Source organism: Arthrobacter glacialis, from assembly GCF_002909445.1.
Lineage (GTDB): Bacteria > Actinomycetota > Actinomycetes > Actinomycetales > Micrococcaceae > Specibacter > Specibacter glacialis.
In genome coordinates, this window is record NZ_PPXC01000001.1 from 395,045 (window position 1) to 420,185 (window position 25,141).

Below are 25,141 nucleotides of genomic sequence, written 5' to 3' on the forward strand. Positions count from 1 at the left end.
TACTCCTGAAGCATACGATGGCCGGGAGGACAAGGCAGTGAAGACAAAGCATATTGGGAACAATTGGGTCCCTATGCTTGGTTTGTCGTTGCTGTTTCTCGTTTCCGGGGCCATCAGCATGGTGGCTGGGCGCGGCAATGGCGCCTTTGCCGGTGTTTTTGTTGTGGGCACCCTGGTGGTTGGTGCCGCCAGCGCCGGGTGGCTGTGGAAGCACCCCTCATGGTGGCTGGCCCCACGCAATCACTACTTGTACCTTGCCGGCGGAACGCTGTTGGGAGTCCTGCTAAGCGCCCTGATTCCCTTCCTGCACGGCTGCGGCCCCTGGGTTGTGCTTGGCGCGGCAATAGTCACATACGGCAAGTTTGAACGGTTCCGCTTCCTGATGACTTTGGGCGGCAGCGTGGCGTTTGCCGGCCTGCTGGCCATGGTGATTCAAGCAGACGTTCTGGGCGGCGCACTTCACCTGCTCTCGGCTGGCATCCTGGCTTTTGCCGCCAACAAACTCTACGTGCTGCGCCACGGAACCCGCCGGGAATCGCAGGACAGCGACCCCGGATTCATTGGCTCCTTCGAAGAGTTTGATCCCGAAGAAGCACTCCGCCCCTAGCGTGCGCAAACCAGCAAGCGCAAACGAGCGTGCATAAACCTACGGCTGGAACGCTCCGATGCTCAGCAGCTTGATGGCGTCATTGCTGCACGCCGTCAAAGCGTGGGGGATCGCCAGGCTGTCGGTTGCGCTCGGTGGGTAGACCAGAACTGAATCGGCCTGAACTTGCTGGCAGTCCTGGTAGTTGCCGGCCTGGGTGTAGCGCAAAACTGCTGCTGCGCTTTGCCCCGGCGCCAGCGTGATGGGCCCGTTGGAAGGTGCCTGCGGGTCACGTTCGGCCGGCGCGCCGATGGGCGTGATGCTGCCGGCCTGGACCATGGAAACCCCGGGATAGCCATCCAAGATGCAATCCGCGCCGGAAGAATTGGCCACGATCAACTTCATGAAAATGTGCCCCGCCGCGCCGCCGCCCGAATCATCCAGTGAGCCCGTCAAGAATGCAGCCGTGCATAGTGGAGTGGCTGCCGGTGTGCTCGCCGAGGTGCTGGGGGCCGCGGTTGGCGCGGACGACGGCGTCCCTTCAGTGCTGCTGGCGGTTGCCGTTGCGCTGGGCCTGGAACTGGAAGCTTCGGGAGTCGGCGGGGTGTTCTGCGGGCCACACGCTGTCAATGATGCCCCTATGCCGAGGACTGCGAGCAAGGCGAGTGCCTGACTGTTGCGGAATCGGCCGGTGTGGGTGCGCTGAGCGGAAGTCATGCCTCCACTTTTGCCGTCAGAGGTTCCCGAGTCAACCGGCCCCGCCGTAAAGCCCCGTAGCTGAAACTCGTCCCGCGGGGCAGCAGGTCAGCGTCAAAGCTGGCTGCCCCGCGGGATGGAGCGAAAAGGGGCGGTTATGCCTTGCGGCTGGTGCGCCAGAATGCCAGGCCACCGAGGATCAGCCCGGCCAGCCCGGCACCCAGGCCCAGCCAGGCCGGCCAGGTGGTTCCGGCGTCGCTCGCGGAAGCGGAAGAAGCAACAGAAGCAGCAGCATCGTGGCCGTCGTGGGCGTCCTGCGCCACCGCGGCAGTGACGGTCAGTTCGGGTGCCGGGGCTTTCACGGAATCGTGGTCGGCACCAGCGGCAGGGATTTCCTTCCAGTCCGTCTGGCCGGTTTCACATGTCTGCAAGGTGGGGAAATGCAAGGTAGTTCCGGCCGTTTCGGGCAATTGCACCGACAAGGTGAACGTGTCGCGCTGGTGGTCGGCCAGCGGTGTCTTGGCCGTGTAGGTGATGGACTCGGTGCGCTCACTGATCTTGCTGCCGTTGGCCAGGGTCCGTGGGGTTTCCAGCTTTTGCTGGGCCGTGGTGATGGTCCAGTTCGGGTTGACCGTGGGCGTGGCGTCGTTGAGCTCATCGGGCAAGGTGATGGTGACGGCGGTGGTGGGGGATCCTTCGCAGCCGTGGCCTACCGAGAATGTCACCAGCGAGTAGGCGCCGGCGGCTGTTTCGGTGGGGGTGGCGCTGACGTGGGCGGAGGCACTGCCCAGCCCCAGCATCATCAGGGACGTGGTGGCGCCAACGGCAAGAGTGGTCTTGAGGGTACGGGAAATACGCATGGGTGAAACCTTTCGAACGCGCAAGGGCGCAAAGTACAGGGGGAATGACACCCTGCGAGTTGTTCGAAGGGTGCTAGGCGAAAATTGTTGCCGGCGCGGGTGGCCCGCGGCGCGTGTCGGGGCGCAGATTGCGCCACGGCAGCCGGGGGAGGGGGCGCGGAATGACTCTGGGGCGGGCACTTTGTACCCGCAGGACATGGACGACGGCGGCACGCTGGTAGAGCGGTCGAAGCCAGTTGGCGAGGGACCAGAGTGCGTTTTCGCCGTAGGCCAGCAGCGTGGCTGTGGCCAGTGTGGCCGTGATGTGGGCTGCCCACATCCAGCCGGACATTGCCCCGGCGTGGCCCAGGTGTTCCAGACCCGGTGCTGCCGTGGTGTTCACCGCTGCCAGCAGAGCTGCCGTGTTCGCTTCCGCGGACAGGCCGTGCTGATGCAGGCCCGCAGTCCCGGGAGCTGCCGTGGCGCTGTGGGAAAGCGTTTCAAACGCCTGGTGCAACACCACCTGGCTGCTGCCCAACAAGGCAACCATGGCCGGCAGGGTTAGTCGGAAATGTGTGGCAACGGTTGAGCACAGCACGTGCAGCGCCAGGAGCGCAACCATGATGCCTGGTGCGGGCAAGGTGCCACCTGCCACAAGGTGTGCCCCGGCGGCCAAGCCAAGAACTGTGGCGCCAACGGAAACGGTCCGGAGCAACCTGAAAGGAGCGTTGTGCACACTGCTCCCTTCGACTCGGACAACTGTCCTAGCTTATCGAGGAATTTCCGTTCCTTGCACCTGGGGTTTCCGAGGGAGCCCCGCGGTGAAAAACGCCGGGCAGGCGCACAGTGAAAGTGGTGTGGCCTGGCGCGCTGGTCACGGTCACTGTGCCGCCGTGTGAGCGCACCAGCCCCTGCACAATGCTCAGGCCCAAGCCGGTGCTGCCGGCGGTGGCGGTGCGGGCCTGGTCTGCGCGTGAAAACCTGTCAAAGATGACCTCTTGGAAGGCAGCGTCAATGCCGGGGCCGTTGTCACTGACGTCGAGCACGCAGGTGCCGTCAGCGGTTTGGGACAAGGAGGTGTGGACGGTTGTTCCGGCAGGGGTGTGTTTGGCGGCGTTGGCCAGCAGGTTCAGGAGCACCTGGCGCAGGGATGTGTCGTCACATGAAACGTCAACCGGCTCGTCGGGGACCGTGAAGCTCCACTGGTGGTCGTCGTTGACCATCTGGATGTCATTCACGGCCTCCATGACCAGCGGGCTCATGTTGACGGGCGCGGCTGGGGCGCCATGTTTCTGCCCCGCGACGCCTTTGGGACCCTGCTGGGCTTCATCCAGCCTGGCCAGGGTGAGCAGATCTTCCACCAGGCGGCTCATGCGCACCGACTGGTCCTGCACCCGGCTCAGGGATGTTTGGCCGTCGGTGCTGAGGGGTTCCGTCATGGACAGCAGCTCCGCATAGCCGCGAATGGCCGTCAGCGGTGTGCGCAGTTCATGGCTTGCATCGGCAACAAAACGTCGCAGTTTGGTTTCGCTGCGCTGCCTGGCCTCCAAGGCGTGGGATACGTTCTCCAGCATGGCATTGAAGGCGTTCCCCACATTGCCCACCTCGGTGCCGGGGCGTGCAGCATTCTCCGGGACCCGGGCGCTCAAGGCGACCTCACCGGCGTCGAGCCTTAGCGTGGCAACCTTGGTGGCGGTGTCCGAGAGCTGGGCCAGTGGGCGCATGTTGCGCCGGATGATGACTGTGCCGGCCCAGCCCAGGACCATGAGCCCGGCCAGGGAGACCAGAACAATGGACAGCACCAGTGTGTTCAAGGTCTGTTGGGTGGCGGCCAGGGGCAGGCCCGTGATGAGGATGTCACCGTTGGGGACGGCCTGCGCCTGGAGCCGGTATTCGCCCAGGGAGAGCCGCTTGGTGCTGAGGTCGCCGTTGGTGGACAGCCCGGCCAGGATGTCGGCGTCGGCCGTTGTCAGCTGCTGGCGCGTGCCGGAGCCGGAAAGGATTCCTGCATAGTGGACCACACCGTTGCTCAGGACTGCGCTGAGCTGGCCGGCGCTGGTGGCGCGGGCGTTGAGGGGGTCGGGCAGGGCGCCGTTGGGGGACTGGCCGGAGCCGGTATAAAAGGCTGTGGTGCGCACGGCGGCCTGCTGAAGTGAAGAGTCCAGCTGGTTGTTCACCGTGACGCTCAAGGTGGTGTAGCTGACTAGGCCCACCAGGGCGCAGATGACTGTCAGCAGGGCCAGCATGATCGCCACGAGGCGGGTGCTCAGATGCCAGCTGCCGGGGTGCAGGAGGGCCCGGGCCTGGGTGAATTTGAGGTTGTTTACAGGCATGGCTTGATCACATAGCCGGAGCCTCGAACGGTGTGAATCATGGGTTCCTGCTCGGCGTCGACTTTCTTGCGGAGGTAGGAGATGTAGAGTTCCACAATGTTGCTTTGGCCACCGAAATCGTAGTTCCACACGCGGTCCAGAATGCGTGACTTACTCAAGACGTGGCGGGGGTTCTCCATGAGGAACTTCAATAGTTCAAACTCCGTGGTGGTCAGCGAAATGTCCACACCACTGCGCTGGACCACCTTCGTGTCCTTGTTCAGGGTCAAATCCCCCACGCTCAGCAGGGCGAACTGCGGGGCCATGATGCCTGAGCGCTGGACGATCCGGTGGAGCCTGAGCAGAACTTCCTTCATGCTGAAGGGTTTGCTGACGTAGTCGTCGCCGCCAGCCTGGAGGCCCGTGACTTTGTCCGCCACAGCGTCCTTGGCCGTCAGGAACAGCGCCGGCACGTCGGGGTAGATGGTGCGGATCCGCTGCAGCAGTTCTACCCCGTCCATGCCCGGCATCATGACATCCAGGACCAGAACATCGGGCATGAACTCGCGCGAAATCTTTAACGCCTCGAAGCCGTCGTGGGCCACGGCCACTTCCCAGCCGATAATTTCCAGGCCCCGGCGCATCAAGTCAGCCAGTTCCGGTTCGTCATCCACCACCAGGGCGCGGATGGGTTCGCCGTCTGCCCGGCTGAGCTTGGGGGTTGCTGATGCTGGAGTGGGAAGGGCCATGACTCCATTCTCTGGCATCCACCCCGACGTTTACTGAATGATTCCCGAGTGTTCTCTGTGCCCTGTTTCCGGGCCGCCCAATGTCTTTGTTCGGCGTTGCCGTCGGTACGGCAGGCGCCCATACTGAAGGAAACTTATCCAGGACTCAGGGGTGGCACCATGGAAACTGACAATTCAGCCGTTCAAGCTGTCATCATGGATGTCCATGTGCCAGCGGGAGTCGCAGGTCCGGAACCCCTCGATTTTGACGTTCGCTGCTTCCTGGTTCCCCATCCCGATGGGGTTGTCCTCATCGACACGGGCATGCCCGGCAGCGTGGGGCTGATCGGCGAAGCTCTGGCGGGAATCGACGCCTCATGGCGGGACATCAGTGACATTGTTCTTACGCACTCACACCTGGACCACATTGGCGGACTTGCTGACATTTGGGGGATGACCCATAACCCTCTTGTCTGGGCCGGCGTTGAGGATCACGCCCAGATTCCGCATGAAACAGGCTTACGGGCGCTCGCGGAAGGAGCACCAGTTCGAGGGCTCGTTGCGTTGGCAACTCCGGGACATACGCCAGGCCACCGCAGCCTGTTCCATGCGCAGAGTTCATTGCTGTTCCCCGGTGATGTGGCGGGCAGCGATGGGTCTGTCATTCGCCGGTCACCCGAAGCATTCACTCACGACCTGGACCAGGCACAGGAGTCGCTTATTCGTATAGCGGCACTCCACGCGGAGCGGGTGTTGTTCTCCCACGGTGCCGAGGTGGCCAACCCCTTTGGCGCATTGAAGGGCTTGCTGGCGGGTCCGCAATAGGGCCTGCTGGAGGTCCTTGGAGGAATCGTCTTGGATTCGTTACAGGAGCCGGAGCGGCCGTTCGCCCACCTGGACGCTGATTTCCTGGCCCCAGGAGGCGGTCAGACGGTCATCCTCCATGCCGTCGCCAAACACCACCAGTTGATCGGAGGCCACAGTGATGCGCAGGGATTCACCTGCTTCCAGCACTCCCTCGGTCAGGGACGTTCCGGTGATGGGGGAGGGCCAGGCCTCGCGAACAAACCATGCGAGCTGAGGTGACGTGGGGGCCGGCAGGGCGCGCCCGCCGCGTTCGAGGGCGATGGATGCGCACCAGCCAGTGGCGCCAGTGCCCGTGGACACGATCAGCCCGGAGGAGGAATGGCGCTCGGCCCGGCCGTCCGCCGTCGTGAGTTGATAGCGGGCCGACTGGTGTGAGGCGTGTCCAATGAAGACCTCATTGAGCCCGGAGAGCTCCTGGCCGTCGTCGAGCCGGGCCGTCACGGTGGCAAGCTCCTCGCAGCGCAACTGCTCCAAGCCAGCTGTCTGGTTCAGGACCTGCAGCAACCGGGCTGCGGCGGCGGGTGAATGCCGCACTAGGATACCCGGATTCACACCGGGCTCGGGGTCGATACCCAGGACGGGCTGGCCGTTGAGGTACTTGGCCACGTTGGCCACGAGCCCGTCCTGGCCCACCACGGCGATGATGTCCTCGGGGGTGAGCATGAACCTGCTGAGGTCTGCACGTTCCACCTCGGCACGGCGCCACTCGGCCGGAATGGCCGCGCGGACAGTGGCCAAGGCTGTCATGAGATGCTCATGGCGTTCCTGGACGTCGTTGATGGTGCGGCCGCGGGTGCGCAGGAAAAACTCGGCCTGACCGCGGGTGGCGTGCCGGTCCAGGAGTTCTTGCAGCTCGGTGCGCCGGTAGACAATGACAAGGCGGCGGGTTGGCATGGCGGGCTTACCTTTCGTTGCGGGCTGTCACAGCGGCTGGTTGGGGCTGGACTGCCGGAGCGTCCTTGAACAGGCCGGCCAGTGCGCCGCTCAGGAGGTCCGGTGTGATGGTGAGGTTGCCGATGTTGGGCAGTGATCCGGCGGCCTCGCGGAAGGCCAGGGCCAGCAAGGTGGCTTGGTCCATGCCCTGGTAGACCTCCATGGTGGCGGCCTCTTTGGCTGCGGCGGCTTCACCCACGATGCGAACCTGGTTTGCCTCCGCGGTGGCGCTGATTCCCTGGCGTTCTGCGGCAGCATGGGCCTGGATGAGTCCGGCGGCGGCGCGCTCCTCGGCCTCCCTGCGTGAGTTGATGCCTTCCTGGGTGACCAGGTTTTCGCGCCGGGTGGCCAGTTCAATCTGGCTGGCCATTTCATTTTCGGAGATGGTCCGTTCGCGTTCGACGGCGACTGCCCGGCGTTCGTACACGGCCCGGTCGGCTTCGGCCTGGAGCTGTTCCCGGACCGGGGTCTGCAGGGCGCGTTCCACGTCGGACTCCGGGCGGACCGCCAGAACCTGCACTCCGAGGATCTCGATGCCGGTGGACATGAGCCTGCTGTCCGTGCGGAGAGCCTCGGTGAGGACGTTGCGGAGCTGGCTGACACCGTGTTCCAGTGCCTGGGCCAGGGTGGTGGCGGCGATTTGGTCGATCGCATGGCTTTGGCAGAGCTGGCCAATGATGGTGGCCACCTGTTCCTTGCCGGCGGCGGGAGGTGCGCCTGCGCCCTGGAGGCCGAAGTCGAGGCGGCTGGAGACGGAAACGGGGTCGATGAAGCGGTAGGTCACGTTGGCCTGGACGCTGACGTCCTGGTGGTCGCGGGTGATGGCGTGGAAAAGGGTGGGCAGTTCCTGATCGTCAACGGGGACCTCGCTCAACACGGAATTTGCCGGCCGGAACCAGAAAGCTTGGCCCACGCCCTGGTGCTTGACTGCGCCTTTTTGCAGGTGCACCACGTAGCCGGTGGGGCTGCCCAAGAAGTGGCTGATCCAGGGGTAGCGCTTGATGCTGGCCATGAGGTGCTCCTTGAATTCTTTAGTTGTCGTCACTTTGACGATAATAAAACTATAGGACCACTGCTTACTTATTGTCAATGTGACGATAAGTATCTACGATGGGTTCATGCCTGATTCATACCCGGCGCCTGCGCGCTTCCCGGTGACTGTCGACGTCGTCGCACTCACCATCCTCGGCGGCGCCCTGCACGTGCTGCTCATTACCCGCCTCCTCGAGCCCTTCCGGGGGACGCTGGCGTTGCCGGGAGGATTTGTACTGGCCGCTGAGGACCTAGTCGCGGCGGCGCGGCGTGAGTTGGCGGAGGAGACCGGCGTGGAGCAAGTCCCCGGGCATTTGGAGCAGTTGGGGAGTTATGGTCCTGCAGGGCGCGATCCCCGTGGGGATGTACTCACGGTGGCGCACCTCCTAATGGCGCCGAACTTCCCCGTATTGGCGGCAGGGAGCGACGCCGAACATGCCGCGTGGTATCCGGTTGGCAACGTCATGGACGGCAGTTTGGAGCTCGCCTTCGACCACAGGCAGATTCTTGACGATGCCGTGGAGCGGGCAAAATCGAAGCTCGAGTATTCGCCGCTGGGGGCTGCGTTTTGCGGCGAGGAATTCACCATTGCTCAGCTCCGCGCCGTGTATGAAGCCGTCTGGGGCACCCGCTTGGATCCGCGGAACTTCCACCGCAAAGCCACAGGCACCCCTGGATTCCTGGAGGACACCGGCCAGATGTTCATGGGCGACGCCGGACGCCCGGCAGCCCTGTTTCGGCTGGCGCCCGCGGCTCGGGCCTCGGCAGGTCAGCCAACGCGTGCCGTGCTGAACCCGCCGCTCATGCGCCCGCACGGCTGAGGCTGGCGGCTTCCAACTTTTTTGCTGGCATTCAGCTAGACATTTACTGAAAGGTTCCCGAATGTGACCTGTGTCCTATACTGGCCGTTGGCGAGTCCAGGCGAAACTTCGCCCCATGACAGTCCAACTACTTGTTGAGGAACAACATGACCACCAACTTTTCTGCGGGGACCAGTAAGGCTCGATGGCGTCCGACAAAATCTTTTTGGATTACAGCGGGGGTTTGGCTTCTGCTCCTGATCATCATGCTGGCCACAGGCGTCTCCGGCGCGTTCGGCGTCTGGCTCGTATTGTTCGCACTGTTTTTGATCGTGACGGCCCTCTATGCGCTGCTGTTTGGCCGCAGGTCTTGGCTCGGACTGCCCAGCCGCAAGGGAGCGGGTGCTGCAGTGGGTGCGGGTGTTGTCGCCTTGGTTGTGGGAGGGGTGGTTGCTGCTGCAGCAGGTCCTGTGCCCAGTACCATCACGCCACTTGCGGATACAAGAGCCGTAGCGACCACGACAGCGTCGCCGTCCCCTACCCCTACCCCCACGCCCAAAAGCAAGCTGCTCACCGAGTGCGTCTCCGACGGCACATCGTTTGTTGAGCCCGGCGGCACCCTAAAATGCGCCAAGAATGACAAGGGCGTGCTGGTGTGGATGACGGAGAAGGACGCCAAGAAACTTGTGGCAGAGCAGGTCCAAGCCACCAAGGCTGCCGAAGAAAAGCTTGCTTCGGACAAGGCTGCGGCAGTAGTGGCTGAGGCGGCCAGTGCGGAAGCGGCCAGGGTCGCGGCCGCCGATGCAGCTGCGCAGCAGGCCGCCTTAGATGAGGCCGCGCGGCTGGCGGCAGAACAGGCAGCCCAGCAACAGGCGCCTGCAATTCAGCCGCTCGGTGAGGCTCCTGCCCCTGCCGGGGCCTACTACGCGAACTGTGATGCCGCCAGGGCTGCCGGTGCGGCTCCCCTCTACGTGGGCCAGCCGGGCTACCGTTCTGGGATGGACGGGGACAACGATGGAATTGCTTGCGAGCCCAAGAGGTAGCCGCTGACATAGCGAGATTACTTGGCCAAAAGGCCCTTGTCGCATCCCTGAACAGGGACGCGACAAGGGCCTTTTGGCTTTCAGTGGCGAATCCTTCAACTAGCCGAGGCCCAGCTAGGTGCTCGCGTCACGGCGCAGCACTAGGTCATCACGCAACATCCGAATCTCATCCCGCAGGGATTGCAACTCTTCTGTTGTGATTTCTTGAGACTTAGTCTCCTGTGCGGACACCTTCTCCACCAGCCAGCTGGCCAAGGTGGCGGTGACCACACCGAGCAGGGCAATCCCGCCGATCATCAGTCCCACAGCTATGGAGCGTCCCAGCAGCGTTGTTGGCGTTAGATCGCCATACCCAACAGTGGTGATGGTGACAAAGGCCCACCACAATGCGTCCCCGAAGGAGGCGATGGAAGCGTCAGGTGAGGCCTTTTCGGCGTCGTACATGGCAAGCGCGCCAACATAGACCAGCAGGGCAGATGAGGCGATCACATAGATGACCACGCGACCGCGCAGGGCATTGCCAGCCACGCGCTGCAGAACGCTGATAAGGGTGACCAGCCGGAGAATTCGCAACGGTCGGAGCATGGGAAGCGCCACAACAGCCAGAACGTGAAGGTTGTGCAGGAACCAGCGGGCCTTCTGCGGAGCAAGCATCAACGAAACAACGTAGTCAATCAGGAAAAATCCCCACGTCGCGGCGAGGAACCAGCCTGCCACGTCCGAGGCTGGCCCCGTCATCAGAACCTGCACCGAATACGCGGCCAAAAAGAGGATGGCAGTGACCATCAGTGGCCAGTCAGTCAATGATTTCCAGCGTTGCAACGTCATCGCGTGATCTTATCGTGGGTGCCCGGTTCACGGCGGCGTCAGTTGGTACAAACAAGTACTCCGTGAAAAGCAAGTAGTCACCACTCGCGTTTTCCCTGAGATTGCTGCATAGCCTGAGCCTTGTGCACCGGCCGCCGGCCGAGTGCAGTGATGTATTCCTGCATCATCACCACAAACCCTGGGGGTTTCCATGAGCAATATGAGATCTGCGTCCCTTTCCTCGCGCAGGCTGGCCAGCGCTGCCATCATGACTGGTGTTGTCACCAGCATGTTGGTGTTTGCGCCTCCTGCGACTGCCGTTTCCAGCCCATCAGGGGGCATCTGCAACGGCGTCATCAACCAGCTGGCCCACCGCGGAGTGGTCCAGGAGAACTTGCTGAAGGCCGCCGCAAAAAAGAACGCCGCCATCATCACACAGTTGCAGGCCGAGCGTGCCCAGCTTCAAACCAGCGCAAATGATCTCGCCGCACAAATTGTGGCCGGGAACCAGGCGATCGCCAGCATTGAAGCACAGGGAGTGCAGCTGGACGCTGAACTGGCTGCCGCAAATACTGATCTGGCCGCGCTGCAGGCGGAGCAGGCAACCACTCAGCAGGCCATTGCGGAAGCAGAAACAAGCATCGAGAATTTGAACGCGGAGAAGGACGCCGTGCAGGCCCAGCTCACGCCTCTGCAGTCACAGCTCGAGGCCAGCCAAGCCGCTGTGGGGCAGCTGAACGCCCAAGCTCAGGTGGCTGCCAGCCAGGTGGTGGCCAAGACGGCCGAAGTTGTTGCAGCGCAAGGCGAACTTGCAACGCTGCAAGACGCCGCCAGCGATGCTGCCGCCCAGCTCGCTGCCAAGAACATGCAGATCGCCGACGCCCATGCCGCATTGGTCGATCTTGTCCAAATCGCCGATGCCGCCGATGCTGCCGTCGCAGCTGCGACGCAGGCAGTCACGGACGCCGTTACCGAGCTCAGCCGTTTGGAAGACCTCGGCACCGCAGCCCAGACCGAACTCGATGCCCAGACGGTCAAGGTCAGCGAGGCAAACGCTGCCCTAGCGGTTTTGCAGACTGCCGTCACCAGCGCAACGGAAGCAGTCACTGTCAAGAATGGGGAGATCACGCAGGCGCAGGGAGAACTGACCACCCTCCAAACTGCCGCTGCTGCCGCAGCTGCCGCGGTCACGGCCAAGAACACGGAAATTACGCAGGCGCAGGTAGCGTTGGCTGGTTTGACGGCGGCGGCGGTTGATGCAGCCGCTGCTGTTTCCAACAACACAGCGATGATCACCGCCGCCAACGCCAGTATTGCCACGCTGCAGGGCCAGATCACTGCTGGGAACTCGAGTATTGCCGCGAAGCGGGCGCAGCTTGCGACGGCGCAAGGCACGCTGACCACCTTGCAGGCCAATGCGGCCACGCTTACCGCCGAGATCGCCGCGCTTGAGCACAGGATTGCCACCGAGTTTCCGCCCACCAGCAATGGCAAGAAAAAGCAGGAACTGATGGCCGAGCGTGACCTCAAGCAGGTCTCACTTACTTCCATCACAACTCAGATCACAGCCAAGACAGGCGAAATCGCCGCTTACCAGGGCGACCTGACAGCGCTGCAGTCCGCCGTCAACGCGCTGAACTCCCAGCTGCAGGTCAAACAGCAGGCCAGCAGTGCACTGCAGCAGCAGTCGGCTCCGCTGCAGGCCGCCTTGGACGCGGCGAACGCTGCGGTGGCCACCAAGCAGGGAGACATCGCAACCCTGCAGGGGCAGCTTCCGGCGCTTCAGGCTGGCGCAACCCTCGCAAACGCTTCCGTGACCGACAAGGCGCGGGAGTTGAGCAACTTGCAGGGCCAGTTGCCGGCACTCCAGGACGCTGAGGATTCTGCAAAGGCCGCTGTTGTGGTGCAGAAACAGGTGGTCGCCGCACTCGAGGCCACGCTGCCGTCGTTGACCGAGGGCTTGGCAGCAGCCCACGCCGCAATTGATGCCCAAAGGTCCGTGCTGGGGGGTCTGCAGGGCCAGTTGGTCGACGCCCAGAACGCCGCGGTGGCGGCCGAGGGGGCCGTGGCCACCAAGAGTGCCGAACTTGCCACACTCAATGGCGAATTGCCGGCGCTCCAGGAAGCGGTGGACAATACAAACGCGTCCGTGGCCATCAAGCAGGGCGACATTGCCGCTCTAAACATCGCTGTGACTCACCTGCTCGCCATTCTTTCGGGGATCAATGCGCAGATCACTGCGCAGGAGGCCGATGTTTTGGCGCTGCAGGGGCAGGTGGCGCCGTTGCTGGCACGGCTGAATTTCCTCAACGGTGAAATCACCGCTGCGGACGCCGCGCTGGCGGCGCTGCAGGGGCAGCTGACGTCGCTGGACAGGCAGGTTACCGCTGCGCAGGCAACCCTCCGTGACCTGGAGGCCCAGAAAAAAACCAACAAGGACGCGGTCAAGTCCCAGAAGGACTTGGTCAGGGGCCTGCAGGACCAGCTGGGATCGGTGCAGAGGCAGATCGGGGCCATTGACGGCCAGATCGCGCTGGGTGGCTGCGCTGCTTGATTTGGGTACAGCAAAGGCCCCTGCTTCCCTTATAAACAAAGGGAAGCAGGGGCCTTGCGCATTGGCGGTGACGGTGGGATTTGAAACCCTTAGTTCGCGCAGGTCCCGGCCACGAAGGGCGAAAACAAGCCGTTTTCAATCATCCGCAGTCACCCGAAATCAGACCAAATCATGGATAAATGTGGGCAGATTGTGGGCACCGCAGCCGGATATCAGATGAAGGGTGAGGGGTTGCGCAGCTAGTACGATAGAAGCAATTAGAACGGCATCCGAATGACTTTACATGTGGTTGCCGAACCGCTGGGCTGGAAGGAAGTCGCGTTGACCGCGTCCACTGAGCAAGACGTTGAGAGCGTCGATCGTGAATTCTCACGGCTTCGCGGTGAAGTCAATGCATACGAAAAGACTTGGTTCAACAAGATGGTTGAACCCCAGAGCTCGTTTCTTAGAAGCAGGCCCGGTCTCAAGTTGGAGCTGACACAGGCCGCCGTCAAAGGGCAAGTAATTTTCACATCACACGTGTACAAGATGCAGGATGTGTGGCACGGAGACAGGGCGCAAGTCCATTCCAGCGTTGTTCAACAGGTTGGTCCCCAGCCGGAACGGGGGATTTTGGGCTCCGCCGAAGGTGTCTATATTCTGCTGGGTCTACCTGGATCAGGGAAGTCTTCGACTCTCCGCCCAATGGTCGATGGTCATGCGAAAGGTGTTTCCGGGCCGCCGCTGATCAGCGACGCCGATGAAATACGGGTCAAGCTTCCTGAATACTCCAGCGGATTGGGATCTGCCGTGGTGCAGCCGGAAACGGCCGAACTGGCATACGAACCCATGAATGGTCTCTTTGGTGGTCATGATGGGATGCAGGGATTGGTACTTTCGGACGGCCGGGTTGCCATAGTGGACGTCATTGGGGATGCAAGCTATATCCCCGACACGGTGAAACGCGTCGCTGGTCAAGGTCGCAGAGTCTATGTCATGCTTGCGAGCTGTCCCCTGGAAGAATGTGTTCGGAGGGTGAAGACTCGGGCTGTTGAAACTGGCCGATACGTTGATCTTGGGTTCGTTCGGTCCAAAGATGGAGCTCCTGAACGTGCACTTCGTGCCGCAATTGACACTGGCGTACTGGCTGGGTGGGCTATCGTTGATACTTCTGGGGCTAGTCCGCGCGTTGTAACAAACACCATGGAACTCTAGTGTCCGCACTGTCGACGTGGCAGAGTGTCAACTAGAGGAACCGCTCAGGGCTAGTCCGGAATTTAGCGGTTCTGGATAGGAAGGAGAATCGGCTATGAATACAGAGCAAACGACCGCAATTGCGGATGCTTCCGAGCAGCTCGCGTATGCATCATTGTCCGGTGATCCTGCGGCCATAGAAGCTGCCAGGAACTCACTTCGAGATGCGCAGGCCATGCAAGGCGACGCAGCCGATCGAGCCACGATGGACGAACTCGTTCGGGTTGATCCTGTCAGCGCCGCTGCTTTGGGCTGGTTATCGTCCCCGGAGCTAGAAGCCATTGTCTTGGCACGACCCTCAGAGTTCTTGTACCCGGAGGAAGTCGCAGCTGTTGTCGCGTCCCCAGGTTCGCTACGACTGGTAGTTCTGGCCAGGAGGGAAGGTCGAGCTTTCGCTGACATCGAAGCAGAATTTAAGATCCGCGATCAATCTAACTATGCCCTAGCCGCAAGAGGCAACGTTCAAAATGCCATTGCCTACGTGAAGCAGTTTGAACAGCAGGACACCCGACGAAACGCGAATCTCAACAACGCTCGTAGACCGCGGATTTGAACGCCGATATTGAGCGTGTTCTTAGTTCGCAAGCGCTAGCCAGTCGTTTCGTGCAAGAGCACTCGTTAGTGCCCCCGGTTGATGTTCATGCGCTCGTTGCAGAATACGCTGATATTCTTGAACAACCGATCCTCAATAGTCCAGACATTGATGCTGTTCTTCTGGGGCTGGACTCTGGGGATAGACGCATCCTACTAAACGGAAATAGGGCTCCCACGCGAATCCGTTTTACGTTAGCTCATGAATTAGGGCATATTGCCCTTGGTTGGCACATAGCCCATGAGCTGGTGTGCGAGCCAGAAGAATCAGACCCAACAGTCTTAGCGCCTCGGGATTCGAGGCAAGGTCAAGCTACCGCAGACCGACGTCGGCAGGAACGAGAAGCCAACGCTTTTGCCGCCAGAATTCTTGTTCCTGCGGAATTCATCAACGCCATCAGGGCGCTGCCTGTACCCGAAATGCTGGTGCGTCTGGAGGACGCTCAAGTCTCCGCATATGTTGGTTTGCGGGTGCTTTCTGAAGAACTACCCGCAGGGTACGTCTTTGCACTTCGTGAGAAAGATGACAATCGCGTCGAATGCTGGTGGACATCCCGAACCGACGTTCACTCTTCACATCCATATGCTGTGCCCGGTATTCGAAAAGGTCAGGCTGTAGATTCGAGTGCCATGGGGCATGAATTGCAAGATTCTGGTTGGGCTCATCACCAAGGGCGCTTGGTTTGGTGGGGGAAAACCCGAACGACAATTGAAGTGCCTGAAGGTACGAGTAACTGGCGAGAAATACGAGACGAGATACTAAGCGAAGTATGTAGCTCCTCGGATTCAAAGACAAGTCTCATGCAATCTCTCGGAGGCGTTGTTGGCAATTTGAAGCCAATTTCGCAGGATATTGAGTCAATTGCATCCGAACTGAAAATGAGACTCGAAAGGAAATCCGCGAACGACGGCGCCGGCCCCATGGCGGATTTTGTAGCCCATGATCAGTTCCTGCCTTTCGTCTATGCACATGCGCGATCGACTCTAGAAAATAAGAAGCGCAAGAAGCCACGTAGACGAACCTCGGACCAGCAAGATGGTGCTGGCCTTTCGAAAAGTCCCGGCTTCTAGTCGCGGAGCATGCTCCCTTCCGGCAATGGTTCCAGCATTGATAGCAGACGTCGCCCACTTCAGCTGTGCTACATGCCCAGCGCCCCCAAGCAACTAGGGACGGGGGAACCGCCTACGGCGAGCAGCGGCCAACGGCTCCACCGGCACGGCCAGTGGACCACCATCTAAACCAGGACGTGCTTCGTCAGGCTCGGCACTGTCACCGGCCGAAACTTGACTAGTTGTCTGGGAACTCTTCGTTCTGAACTGCCCGAGGTGCATCAATCCGGCTCCGGTCACTACAGGACTTGGCGGTCTGGGTGTTGCAGGAGAGCGGAGGGCCGTCGTGCTGCCAGAATGGGTGGCATGAGCGAAAGTTACCTGGGAGCCCCTCGGCCCCGTGTCCTTGTCCAGGGACTTACTGATGAAGAAATCGAAATTATTCGACCACTCGCTGGCAGTCTGCGCGCAGTGGAAAGCTTTTACGATGTCCATGCAGAAGAGCACGATGTTCTCATCATCACAGATGCCAATTTCACTGAAGGTGGGCGTGCCTTCCATCGGCGAATTGTATTTGCAGCAAAACCTGAACCATTCGAGGCTGGACCCTATTTACCGACATCTTCAGGATATTCAGGGAGATCTCGCCCAAATACGAAGGTTCGCACGCAGTTCAAACCGAGCCTTGGAATAGAGGTCACGCCATTTGCGCGTGAGCAGGGCTTGGAGTCGCTCGTCCGCCGCAGTTGCGTCCCAACAACGGGAGCGACCTACACGGGGTTCAATACGCCGGTCTGGCCGGAACGCACTAGCCATGCTCTTGTTCGTGAACGTCTTTCGAGTCCGCTAACGCTCGCCGCCTTCCTTGAAAGGGACAACCCTGACCTAGGACCAGACTCAGCACTCTGGCTGCCTGATTCTGCAAGGTCTGCTCTGAAGGAATGGGTTGCCTTCGCTTTTGCCCGATGGCGGAGCACCGAACCTGACGTATTTCCGGAGTCGGCAGAATGGATGAGTTCGAATGACTGGGCATCGTTGGACGAGATTGATTTGCGGCGCCAGCTCACCGAGTTCAACGGACTACAAGCGCGCCTGCACGAGCAAGCCGAGAATGAACGGCTACGGCTGACAGATGCCATCGCAATAGCCGAACAAGAGGGCCAGTCCTGGAGACACCTTATCTCCGAAACCGGTGACCAGCTCGTAGCAGCAGTAAAAAATGCCCTGGAACTATTCGAATTCACGGTAATCGACTCGGACGATCTGCCTCAGCACAAAGGGAAGAAACGCGAAGATCTCCGGGTGTCGGACGGGGACTGGATAGCGCTCGTGGAAGTCAAAGGATATAGGCGCGCAGCAAAGTCCAATGATTTGCAACAGGTCTCCAGCGCGAGCGTAGCGTTTGCAGTAGACGAGGGACGTGCACCGGATGCCCTCTGGTACGTGCCGAATGTCTATCGGGACGTTGACCCCGCTCAGCGTGAAGTGGCCTTGGTCGGGCGTGAGGATGACCTCGTGGCATTCGGAGAGAACCACAAGGGGTGTCTTATCGACACTCGTGACTTGTTCGCGCTGCGACAGCGCGTCGTACTCGGCCAGATCACTTCGGCTGATGCGCGTGCTGAGCTTAAAACTGCTGTTTCACGATACTCAATCGACGCTGGGGTCAGCGGTCTACGAACTACGGCTAACACCAACGGAGCCAGTACCACCGTGCCAAAGGCCGCGATGTAGGTCGGAACCAAGAATCCTTACCTCAACATTCCGCCACTAGCCTGACGGTCAGCAAGAGCACTAGCCAGGGCACGTGGACGGCTCCGCAACCAGCACACGCAGGTCGGCGGCACCAGCGAGAGCGAGCGAGCGCTGGAGCAGAGCCGCCAGTATGACCAGAGTCCAGACCAGAGCAGGGCCCCGGCACTAAAAGAGCCCACACCCCAACCTAAGATGGATGGAACGACAAACAATGCCGATACAAGGATGGGGACAATGGCAACGATAAAATGTGGATGGTGCGGAACCAGCGGGCACGCTTCCGAGATGGGACCTGGTATTAGGCCTGCCTATCGGGCCGGGCTTCCTTATCACTTGCCCACCATTCAAAGCGCCTTTACCTGCGACAACTGCGACAGACTGGTTATTGGCAGCTACTTCGGGATTGAATACCCCGGTTTCTCAACTGACGAGGTCATCGGCCCGGATGACATCGAAGAATTTTGGCGGCGCAACCCGCCAACGAAGTGGTCCCCGGAGTATGTGCAAGGACAGCAATATGCCGATGTCCCAGAGCATATTGCAAGCGCGGCGGGCGAAGCGCACAAGAACGCGAGCGTTGGCAGTAACATGTCGGCGATACTCATGGCTCGAACCGTCTTGGAAGCGACTGCGAAGGACAAGGATGTCACGAGCGGTAGTCTCTATCAGAAGATAGATGCCCTGGCCGAGAAAGAGCTAATTCGTCGGAGTACTCAGAGTGCCGCGCACGTTATCCGGGACTTTGGTAACGACATGGCGCATGGAGACATCTCCAAGCTTGTCGACCCTGAGGATGCCGAGGCGCTCCTGACTCTGATGGATTTGGTACTACACGAGATATACCAAATGACCGCCACTACGGATGCACTCAAAGCAAAGTTCGCGGCCCGCAAGAAACCCGAGGACAGGCAAAACTGACAGCACTGGTGCTTGCCTCGCTCAATGATTCTGAACCCCTCCGTGCCCAGCTTCCAGCTTCTACTAATGCCGCGTGCACAATGGGTCACGAGTTCGACATACCAAGTTATTCAGGGCTTCATCTTGCTAGTTATATAAATCATTTCAATCGCTTCATCTAGGCCATCAAAGCGAAAGGTGATAATAATACGTTTGCAGCAGCCGCTATCATGCCTGCGATACCGGTGCTGCTTTTTGGATTGGTATCGGTTTGAGATTGTTGCGTAGAGAAATTTATTGGATTAGTGGTAGAAAGAACTAATCCCGGAATTTCCAGGTACAGAGGATTCATAACGCCAACCCTATTCGCACCGTAACCGTGCACTTGAGGATTCCGCTTTAGCCACGGTGAACCGTTCGACTAGGACTAGGTCCAGTCGGAGCAGATCCAGCAGCGGCAGCACCACCGGGGGCAGCTCGGCCAGCTCGACGAGGCCATCAACAGCGAGGTGTAAGAAAATCCGTGAGCACGGGCGTGGAGCCGAATATGCTGAGAGCGGTTTCGATTTGAACGCATGGCGCGAGTTCTTCCGAGGCGGTTCCGCGCTACCGTCCCGGGACGGCGAAAGAGTGAGATCTCTGAGTGCGGAACGCTCAGCGCTTTGTCTTCGTTGCTGTCGTCGCGCCGCGGCTAGAGCTCGGAAAGTGGCACGCACGCCGTGCCGAATGACGGTATGGTAGCAAGGCTCGTCATTCGGCACGGAATTTGCCCGGGCAAAGAGCGGCTCAGCGGAACGGAATCTCGCTGTAGGTGACCTTGACATCATGCAGGCCATGGAATCCAAGCAGCTGCTTCAGGCTCTCTACAGCAGCCAAACTGTAGGGAGAGGGGCCGACGCGAATCTCCTGAATGGGTAGCGTGCCCGGCTTGGTGGCGTACCGGTGGTCCGAATCGTCCTCGCTCGGGGCCGTCAATTTAATGTAGGGCATGATGCCATAGGGTCCGGGCCTGTGGCACACAAACTTCCAATCAGGGGCCAGCCACACCACAACCCTTTCTTCCTTTTCGTCCAGAAAACCGGCGTTCTTGATGAGGTGCAACGACTCATTCATCAGGTAAAGCTGCATCCAGAAACCGATAGAACTCTTGCCATCGGTCGCTGCCTCTGCAGACTGACGGAGACGGGCGAATATTTCCGAAATTAGATCCTTCTGCTGGCTTTGGTCGTACACAACCGGCTTCCAGCCGCTGTTCTCGACACGTTCGGTATCCGGGTCATTGATCACAATGGGGGACCCATCAGGGTGCAATGCAACATTGCCTTCCGCGTCCGAGTCATACATGTTCTCGTAGTAGTCGCTTGGGGGATACGGATGCTCAGTCACCTCTATGCCGTCTTTGGGCACCGTTGGAATCATCGGGACCAGAGGGACTCTTTTGTCGAAACCGACTGCGAAACTCACCTGGTGCCGACCGTAGTTCCGCCACAAGGTGAGGCTGTCAGGGTCTGTGGAGCCCGAAAGGACGAAGGCGTCCTTCGTCCTGGAGTCCTCCTTGGGTATGTGCTGTTCAAGCAGTTGGGCGACTGGCTCGGGCAGCGTTTCTCGCTGTTCATCGAAGTGCTTTCGAAGCTCTTTGTTACCGCTCAGCAGCTCATCCACGTCGTTCATGAAGGCGGCCGAGCTGGCCCACAGCTCATTGTTGGTGATGATGTTCATCAAGGCAGCGCCGTCGGTGTAATGCCAGACGAGGTTCGAGTTTTCGTTATCTCCCATGGAGGGAGCTTATGCGAACAAGGAGGGGTGCTTGCTTCTCAGGCCCGCAAGCGTCTAGTGGGCGCAATCTGAGGATGATGCACGCTAGGGTTTTGCTTGTTCCGGGCAACACCTGCGCTTGCAAATGAAAAGCACTCTTGAAGGGGATTTTGGTGGCCGCTGCCTTTTGGGCCTTGATACTGCTGGGACTGGTTGTCGGGGTTGCCGGAATCAGAAGCTGCCACGCGGTTCCCCGGCATTGGCCTCAAGTTGAGGGGCTGTGGCTTGGGCCAAGGCTGGAATTTTCGTCAGACAAACATCAGTACACAGATGAAAATCAACGGCTGCATTACCGTGAGTCCCAGGTAAAAGTCATGTGGCGCCTAGGGAATGGCACGCGCTGCCGAGTCGCCTACTACCCCAGTGATTCATCAATTTCACGCCCAGCTCAGCTCAGCTCAGAGTTGGTGGGTGCTTCCTCCTTGGATCAGCGGCTCTCTACGTTGTTGCCGGAGTAGTTTTTCTGAAACTGAGGATTTGATCCACCGGTACGAGCGGCCATGGCATATTCACAGGCCAATGCCAGGAGTTGCCGTATTTGACAGCACGACCTGCTGACCGTGCGAACAAGCTGGTCATGCTGGCTCCCTTTCTAGTCCTTCTACCATTCGCAGAGGGCATCGGAAAGGGCCGCCAGCACAACCTGCAGGTCGGCGTTGACGCTGGCGTAGCTGTGACCCGGGGAGGTGGACTCAATGAGCCCGTACATCGGCAGGCTTTGTCCAAGCCCTGTCAGGTGTCCTGGGATGGAGTAATGCATGCACCGGTTGCGTAGGGGGCGGAGCGACCCAATGCGAGTCGATTCCGGTGAGTCAAGCGCGTCACCAATCCCACGCATACTCGCATTGTTCGCGAGGTGCGGATACTTGCGACGAACTTCATCCAGTGAGCTGAGGGCGTGCGAAGCGGTGACAAACTGGACGCGGAATACCGGATTACTGAAAGGCCCTTCCACCGGTTTGAAGACATATAGACAACTGTTGACGGAGCCCTCGATGAAGCAGAGGATGTCCTTTAGCGCGAGTGGGAATTCATGCTCGAACCGGTTCTTGAAGTAGGTGGTCCGGTCAATACTCATGGACGTTGGTGGGGCACCCCACTCATTCACGGGCAGCACTGAGTATTCGGGCTCATGCCCGAATCCAAGAAGTATGACTGCCGCCGCCTCACCGACTCCTGTGCCAAAGCCGGTGGCATGCTCTTTTGAGGTCGAGTGATCGGCACCGAACTGGCTTGCATGCTGGAACTGAGCCGAACGGGTGGTGGTAAATACTCGGCCGTCTCTGGCCTCAAGCTCGAAATGACGGCCAATAGCCTGCGCACGGCTGTGTTCTTGGTCTATGCGTTCAAAGTCCTGAAACACTCCGTCGTACAGCTTTTGATTGTCATCAAGCAACTTGACTGTGTGTCTTGCCCCTTCAATCTCTGCACCAAACTTCAGCTTGATTGCCTTGGCCGGGACGACGCGCTTTCTACTCAGCATGTCCATCCCTTCATGAACAATCCGGGCCATGTGGGGAGCTAGGGCATGGCCCAAGGTCCCCCGCCAGTCCTCTTCGGTATCCGTGGCATGAGCAAGCGAAACTAACCAGTTAACGTCGTCTCGAAGCATCCGTATGTCTAAGGATGACCAGTCCTGTCGGGCTGTGGTTTCGCTTTCTTGCCGCTCATGATTCCGACGTTAGTGCATGGGTATGCAATGGTGCGGCTTGAGTAGTCAATTTCCACGCTGTATGTCCTTGGCGCGTGTTATCTGATCATGAGTGCAGGGTCGAAATACTCGTTCAACTCATGAGTTGCTGCAAACATCGGCGAACAGGTTGCCGGTGCGTCCCGACATTTCATCCCTCGAATTGGCCTATTGCGAGGCCCTGCTGGTATTCATGACTAATGGCTGACAGCAGCGACTCGCTCACTCCGCCAGCAGCAGGGCCACAGGCAGCGAGGCCGCGGCGATGCAGCCCAAGGCAACGGCTAGGCCAACACCTGCAGGGCCACGGACAGCACGGCCACCAACGAATTTCGGAACCAGCTCCACCAGACCCGGGTGGCAACTAGGCCAACGAGCCGCGGCCACCAGCTCGGCCAGCTCGGCCAGCTCGGCTAAGCCAAGGCGACGGATCGGCCAACGGCAACTCGGCCACCAGATCCACCAGACCGCGGCGAAAGCTCGACCACCTGCACCAGCTCGGTTACCGGCTCCACGAGTCCACGGCGACGGCCACGAGCTCCAGCTCGGCCAGATCGACCAAGCCACGGCGCCGGCTCGACCATCGGCCACCAGCCCCACAACGGCAACGGACATGGCTCGGCCACGGCGACCGCGACTAGGGTGGCTCGTGACGGCAGCGTGACGACACATTTTTCGATACCGACACCACATAACCGCTGGTCAGAGCCACATCATGACACAATGACGGCGATGACAGCATATCCGAGAAACTATCTGAACTAGGCCCCAATGACGCTTAGCCCGTTCAGCTGTGGCACCTCCCGCCGATCGACCCGGACGCCGAGGCCCTCCCGTTGCCCCTGTGTACCCCTTCAAAGCAGCCAACGACGGAACGCGAGGAAAAGTAACCTCAAAAGCAAAGTTGACGCTCTCCGTTGGCTCCAAAAGTTCTGGGCGCTTGCGTTTTGAACTGATCGTCACCTAAGCTTGTGCACATTGCCGAACCAAGTTCGGCTTGTTTGTCATGCCCAAAAAGGAAAGAAGAGAAGCGCGCTGATTCTCACCAATCATCCTGCATACCTCTAGATCCGGGCACATTCCCTTTTTTCGCCAGAATCCGGTCAATTCCTGCACCGTTCGACGCGGCAGGATTCCTACCCAGGCGACCGCCTGACTTGGGAAATGTTCCTTTTTTTGTAGGTGACCGGGGGGATATTTCCAGCTTGGCGCGGGGTGGATCGGGGGACTTGAATCAGAAAAACGACCCCCTCTCCCTGAACCAAGGCCAGTCGAGTTGACTCATACTTTCAGCAGACAGCAATTACACAAGTGGCGACTGAACCATGGCGGCATCGCCTGTTCTTCTTTAGAGAGTTTCTCTGATGTGTCGTCATTGCTGTCATGCGGTCATATTCTTGCCCTGACCTGCGGTTATGCTGTGACGGCTCCTTGGGGTCGCTGTCATTGTCCCGCCATTCTGCTGTCATGTTCTGCCAGCGGCGGCCAGGGGAACTGCTCGGCCAACAGCGACGGCACCGGATCGGGCATGGCCACCAGGGCAACGGCGGCATCGCCTGTTCTTCTTTAGAGAGTTTCTCTGATGTGTCGTCATTGCTGTCATGGGGTCATATTCTTGCCCTGACCTGCGGTTATGCTGTGACGGCTCCTTGGGGTCGCTGTCATTGTCCCGCCATTCTGCTGTCATGTGTTCTGCCAGCGGCGGCCAGGGGAACTGCTCGGCCAACAGCGACGGCCCGGGGACTGCTTGACCAGCCCCAGCTCGACCGACAGTCAACGGCCGTGGCAGGTAGCGGAGGCAATTCGGGCACGGCCACCAAGGTGGGGACATCTCGGCCGACGGCGAAAGCACCGGATCGGGCCTTGGCCGCCAGGGCCAACGTTTCTCAGCACATGCCCGGAACGCAGCCAACGGCAACCAGCCCGACTAGGGCGACCACCCGGTCGCCCTAGCACTTTTCGTTCTGCACTGGGGGAGTTTCCCTTACTCGCCATCATCGCAAGGCAACTTGGAGGAGGATTTCCAACGGCGTTGGTTGTCTACGAATGTTCTATTTTTGGGAACTCAAGACGATTTATAGCCGTTCGGCGCTGTTTGTCCGAGACGAGTGTGTAGATCTGTGTAGTCGCCAGAGTCTGGTGTCGCATGAGTTCTTGAACGATACGGATGTCCGTTCCTTGATCGAGGAGGGTCGTTGCATACCAGTGCCGTAGTTGGTGTGGGGTTGCGTGGACCCCGGCACGCTCCATGGCTCGTTTGATTGAAATGCTAATGGCATATGGCTGGACAGGTTCGTTCTTATAGATGGGGCTCGGAAACCAGTATCCAAATTGCGGCCAATTTTCCATGGCCAACATCAGCTCGGGAGCGATTGGAAGTTGGTGCGTTCGGCTCCCTTTCCCTGTGACAGTCAGGGTGGCGCTGTACCTGTCTACGTCCTCGCCGCGGAACTTTGCGATCTCATGAACTCGAAGCCCGGCGAATGCTGCCAGCAAGATCTGCATCCTAGTATTCATCCGCTTGGTTGATCCAAGCGTTCTGCTCAGTTGCTCGGTGCTGATTGGGCGAGGCGTTGCGAGTTTGCGTTTCGGGGACGGGACCTTCTGAGTCGGGTCGTCGATTCGCTGTTCAGAACGTATCAACCATGTGAAGTAGGCCTTGAGAGCCACGAAGTATGTAGATTTCGTCACTGTGGTTATGTCAGTTCGCGATAGGAAAGAGATGATGCGCTTCGAATCAAGCTCCTTGGGGCTAATACCAGAGCGTTGCACTAGGGCTGTCAGTATTCCCGCCCTCTCCTTGATTGTTCTCTCGGACAAGCCTTGAGCATTTTGCCAGCGTCGCCAATCTTGAAGCGTCTCTGAAAGGTCAAGGGTTAGCCTTGCAGCGCTTGTAATCGTCGTCATATTGGT

General features: G+C 59.8%; 23 protein-coding genes. 10 read left to right on the forward strand and 13 right to left on the reverse strand.

Annotated elements, in window-relative coordinates; all coding sequences use genetic code 11:
• Positions 1-73 precede the first annotated feature (73 nt).
• Positions 74-607 (forward strand): hypothetical protein, encoded by a 534-nt coding sequence (locus tag CVS27_RS01755; protein ID WP_103464007.1) that lies wholly within the window; start codon positions 74-76, stop codon positions 605-607.
• Between the two features lie 39 nt (positions 608-646).
• On the opposite strand, the gene CVS27_RS01760 is transcribed toward CVS27_RS01755, so the two are convergent.
• From CVS27_RS01760 to CVS27_RS01780, 5 genes are all read right to left on the reverse strand, one after another.
• Positions 647-1,303 carry a DUF4232 domain-containing protein gene (locus tag CVS27_RS01760; RefSeq protein ID WP_103464008.1) on the reverse strand — a complete coding sequence of 219 codons (657 nt, stop codon included), beginning with the start codon at positions 1,301-1,303 and terminating at the stop codon, positions 647-649.
• A gap of 134 nt (positions 1,304-1,437) precedes the next feature.
• Positions 1,438-2,142, reverse strand: a complete 705-nt coding sequence (locus CVS27_RS01765; protein ID WP_103464009.1) for a YcnI family copper-binding membrane protein — start codon at positions 2,140-2,142, stop codon at positions 1,438-1,440.
• Between the two features lie 73 nt (positions 2,143-2,215).
• A complete protein-coding gene (locus CVS27_RS01770; protein WP_103464010.1) occupies positions 2,216-2,857 on the reverse strand; it encodes a hypothetical protein in 642 nt (213 codons plus the stop codon).
• Between the two features lie 28 nt (positions 2,858-2,885).
• Entirely contained in the window at positions 2,886-4,454 is a 1,569-nt protein-coding gene (locus CVS27_RS01775) for a sensor histidine kinase (protein ID WP_103464011.1), read from the reverse strand.
• Positions 4,445-5,182, reverse strand: coding sequence for a response regulator transcription factor (locus tag CVS27_RS01780; protein WP_103464012.1), 738 nt, complete (start codon positions 5,180-5,182; stop codon positions 4,445-4,447). Before CVS27_RS01780 ends, CVS27_RS01775 begins: the two co-directional genes overlap by 10 nt.
• Positions 5,183-5,341: 159 nt before the next feature.
• Here CVS27_RS01780 and CVS27_RS01785 point away from each other — a divergent pair, with 159 nt between their 5' ends.
• Entirely contained in the window at positions 5,342-5,986 is a 645-nt protein-coding gene (locus CVS27_RS01785) for an MBL fold metallo-hydrolase (protein WP_103464013.1), read from the forward strand.
• A gap of 39 nt (positions 5,987-6,025) precedes the next feature.
• Here CVS27_RS01785 and CVS27_RS01790 read toward each other — a convergent pair whose 3' ends face one another.
• Together CVS27_RS01790 and CVS27_RS01795 are read right to left on the reverse strand one after the other, a co-directional pair.
• Complete coding sequence (locus CVS27_RS01790) at positions 6,026-6,922, reverse strand: diacylglycerol kinase catalytic domain-containing protein (protein WP_103464014.1); 897 nt, start codon at positions 6,920-6,922, stop codon at positions 6,026-6,028.
• A 7-nt stretch (positions 6,923-6,929) separates the two neighbouring features.
• Positions 6,930-7,973 carry an SPFH domain-containing protein gene (locus tag CVS27_RS01795; protein ID WP_103464015.1) on the reverse strand — a complete coding sequence of 348 codons (1,044 nt, stop codon included), beginning with the start codon at positions 7,971-7,973 and terminating at the stop codon, positions 6,930-6,932.
• A gap of 106 nt (positions 7,974-8,079) precedes the next feature.
• On the opposite strand from CVS27_RS01795, the gene CVS27_RS01800 reads away from it, so the two are divergent.
• Positions 8,080-8,814: an NUDIX hydrolase gene (locus tag CVS27_RS01800; RefSeq protein ID WP_207767424.1), complete on the forward strand. Its 735-nt coding sequence runs from the start codon at positions 8,080-8,082 to the stop codon at positions 8,812-8,814.
• Between the two features lie 146 nt (positions 8,815-8,960).
• Positions 8,961-9,836, forward strand: coding sequence for an excalibur calcium-binding domain-containing protein (locus CVS27_RS21010; protein ID WP_207767425.1), 876 nt, complete (start codon positions 8,961-8,963; stop codon positions 9,834-9,836).
• 114 nt (positions 9,837-9,950) lie between these two features.
• On the opposite strand, the gene CVS27_RS01810 is transcribed toward CVS27_RS21010, so the two are convergent.
• Complete coding sequence (locus CVS27_RS01810; protein WP_103464017.1) at positions 9,951-10,664, reverse strand: potassium channel family protein; 714 nt, start codon at positions 10,662-10,664, stop codon at positions 9,951-9,953.
• A gap of 190 nt (positions 10,665-10,854) precedes the next feature.
• Between CVS27_RS01810 and CVS27_RS01815 the strand changes: the two genes are divergently transcribed.
• The 6 genes from CVS27_RS01815 (at position 10,855) to CVS27_RS01845 (ending at position 18,744) form a co-directional block, all read left to right on the forward strand.
• Positions 10,855-13,197, forward strand: coding sequence for a coiled-coil domain-containing protein (locus tag CVS27_RS01815; protein WP_103464018.1), 2,343 nt, complete (start codon positions 10,855-10,857; stop codon positions 13,195-13,197).
• Positions 13,198-13,470: 273 nt separating this feature from the next.
• On the forward strand, positions 13,471-14,391 hold the full coding sequence (locus CVS27_RS01820) for a zeta toxin family protein (RefSeq protein WP_133162847.1): 921 nt from the start codon (positions 13,471-13,473) through the stop codon (positions 14,389-14,391).
• A gap of 94 nt (positions 14,392-14,485) precedes the next feature.
• Positions 14,486-14,983: a hypothetical protein gene (locus CVS27_RS01825; protein WP_103464020.1), complete on the forward strand. Its 498-nt coding sequence runs from the start codon at positions 14,486-14,488 to the stop codon at positions 14,981-14,983.
• Positions 14,980-16,092, forward strand: a complete 1,113-nt coding sequence (locus CVS27_RS01830) for an ImmA/IrrE family metallo-endopeptidase (RefSeq protein WP_103464021.1) — start codon at positions 14,980-14,982, stop codon at positions 16,090-16,092. The genes CVS27_RS01825 and CVS27_RS01830 overlap by 4 nt, the downstream gene beginning before the upstream one ends.
• A gap of 345 nt (positions 16,093-16,437) precedes the next feature.
• A complete protein-coding gene (locus CVS27_RS20455) occupies positions 16,438-17,805 on the forward strand; it encodes a hypothetical protein (protein ID WP_133162848.1) in 1,368 nt (455 codons plus the stop codon).
• A 306-nt stretch (positions 17,806-18,111) separates the two neighbouring features.
• On the forward strand, positions 18,112-18,744 hold the full coding sequence (locus CVS27_RS01845) for a DUF4145 domain-containing protein (protein ID WP_165788232.1): 633 nt from the start codon (positions 18,112-18,114) through the stop codon (positions 18,742-18,744).
• Between the two features lie 157 nt (positions 18,745-18,901).
• On the opposite strand, the gene CVS27_RS20695 is transcribed toward CVS27_RS01845, so the two are convergent.
• The 5 genes from CVS27_RS20695 to CVS27_RS21600 all read right to left on the reverse strand — a co-directional run bounded on the left by CVS27_RS20695 (position 18,902) and on the right by CVS27_RS21600 (position 25,135).
• Positions 18,902-19,075, reverse strand: coding sequence for a hypothetical protein (locus CVS27_RS20695; protein ID WP_165788233.1), 174 nt, complete (start codon positions 19,073-19,075; stop codon positions 18,902-18,904).
• A gap of 434 nt (positions 19,076-19,509) precedes the next feature.
• Entirely contained in the window at positions 19,510-20,499 is a 990-nt protein-coding gene (locus CVS27_RS01850; protein ID WP_103464025.1) for a hypothetical protein, read from the reverse strand.
• A 640-nt stretch (positions 20,500-21,139) separates the two neighbouring features.
• Positions 21,140-22,051: a hypothetical protein gene (locus CVS27_RS01855; RefSeq protein ID WP_133162849.1), complete on the reverse strand. Its 912-nt coding sequence runs from the start codon at positions 22,049-22,051 to the stop codon at positions 21,140-21,142.
• 399 nt (positions 22,052-22,450) lie between these two features.
• Positions 22,451-22,843, reverse strand: coding sequence for a hypothetical protein (locus CVS27_RS20460; RefSeq protein ID WP_133162850.1), 393 nt, complete (start codon positions 22,841-22,843; stop codon positions 22,451-22,453).
• Between the two features lie 1,425 nt (positions 22,844-24,268).
• The gene (locus CVS27_RS21600; RefSeq protein WP_103464027.1) at positions 24,269-25,135 is read right to left on the reverse strand and encodes a tyrosine-type recombinase/integrase; all 867 of its coding nucleotides are present in this window, start codon (positions 25,133-25,135) and stop codon (positions 24,269-24,271) included.
• Positions 25,136-25,141: the final 6 nt, after the last annotated feature.